The organism is Streptomyces sp. UNOC14_S4, assembly GCF_020740835.1.
Taxonomy (GTDB): Bacteria; Actinomycetota; Actinomycetes; order Streptomycetales; family Streptomycetaceae; genus Streptomyces.
Map to the genome: position 1 here is coordinate 1 of NZ_JAINFC010000888.1, position 1,570 is coordinate 1,570.

General features: G+C 72.4%; 1 protein-coding gene and 1 other RNA gene. Both read left to right on the forward strand.

The genetic code is table 11. From position 1 onward, the window contains the following. Positions 1–78: signal recognition particle sRNA small type (gene ffs / locus K6I34_RS36760), an RNA gene on the forward strand; the annotation flags it as partial. A gap of 106 nt (positions 79–184) precedes the next feature. Next, positions 185–1,570 (forward strand): DNA polymerase III subunit gamma and tau (locus tag K6I34_RS36765; RefSeq protein ID WP_229332357.1); only part of this gene is annotated, 1,386 nt, incomplete at its 3' end.

Below are 1,570 nucleotides of genomic sequence, written 5' to 3' on the forward strand. Positions count from 1 at the left end.
ATCTCACTGAACTCCCCCAGGGCCGGAAGGCAGCAAGGGTAGGTGGGCTCTGGCGGGTGCGTGGGGGGCCCTTGCGTTTCCTGGGGCTGTGCGGGGCGTTTCGCCGGGGTGGCCCGCGGGTGTCGGTCCGGGCGGGATCTGTGATCGAGGCCACTTGTCAGTGGGGCCCGATATCGTCGTAGGTGTGTCGTCCCTCGCGCTCTACCGCCGTTACCGCCCCGAGTCCTTCGCCGAGGTCATCGGGCAGGAGCATGTCACCACCCCGTTGCAGCAGGCGCTGCGGAACAACAGGGTCAATCACGCGTATCTGTTCAGCGGGCCGCGCGGCTGCGGCAAGACGACCAGCGCGCGCATCCTCGCCCGCTGTCTGAACTGTGAGCAGGGCCCCACGCCCACGCCCTGCGGCGAGTGCCAGTCCTGCCAGGATCTCGCGCGCAACGGCCGCGGCTCGATCGACGTCATCGAGATCGACGCCGCTTCCCACGGTGGTGTGGACGACGCTCGTGAGCTGCGCGAGAAGGCCTTCTTCGGCCCCGCCTCCAGCCGCTACAAGATCTACATCATCGACGAGGCCCACATGGTCACCTCGGCGGGCTTCAACGCCCTGCTGAAGGTGGTCGAGGAGCCGCCGGAGCACCTCAAGTTCATCTTCGCGACCACGGAGCCCGAGAAGGTCATCGGGACGATCCGGTCGCGTACGCACCACTACCCGTTCCGGCTCGTCCCGCCCGGCACTCTGCGGGACTACCTCGGCGAGGTGTGCGCCCACGAGCAGATCCCCGTCGAGGAGGGCGTGCTGCCGCTGGTGGTGCGGGCGGGCGCCGGTTCCGTGCGTGACTCGATGTCCGTCATGGACCAGCTCCTCGCCGGCGCCGCCGAGGACGGTGTGACATACGCCATGGCGACGTCGCTCCTCGGCTACACGGACGGCTCGCTGCTGGACGCCGTGGTGGAGGCCTTCGCGGCGAACGACGGCGCCGCCGCGTTCGAGGTCGTGGACCGCGTCATCGAGGGCGGCAACGACCCCCGCCGCTTCGTCGCTGACCTGCTGGAGCGCCTGCGCGACCTCGTGATCCTCGCCGCGGTGCCGGACGCCGTGGAGAAGGGCCTGATCGACGCCCCCGCGGATGTCGTGGAGCGTATGCAGGCCCAGGCCTCCGTCTTCGGCTCCGCCGAGCTCAGCCGGGCCGCCGACCTGGTCAACGCGGGGCTGACCGAGATGCGTGGCGCGACCTCGCCGCGGCTCCAGCTCGAGCTGATCTGCGCGCGGGTGCTGCTGCCCGCCGCGTTCGACGACGAGCGATCCATGCAGGCGCGGCTGGAGAAGCTGGAGCGCGGTGCCCTGGCAGGCGGTTTCGCGGGCGGCGGTGCGCCGGTCGCGGGCGGCGGCCTGTCCGCCGGGTACGCGCCGGGGCCCGACGCCGCCCACGGCGTTCCCGCCGGGCTCTCCGGGCCCGCGGCCGCGCGGGCCGCGGTGGCGGGCGGTACGCAGGCGGCCCCCGCGGCTGCTCAGGCGGCTCCCCCGGCTCAGGCGGCTCCCCCGGCTCAGGCGGCTCCCCCGGCTCAGGCG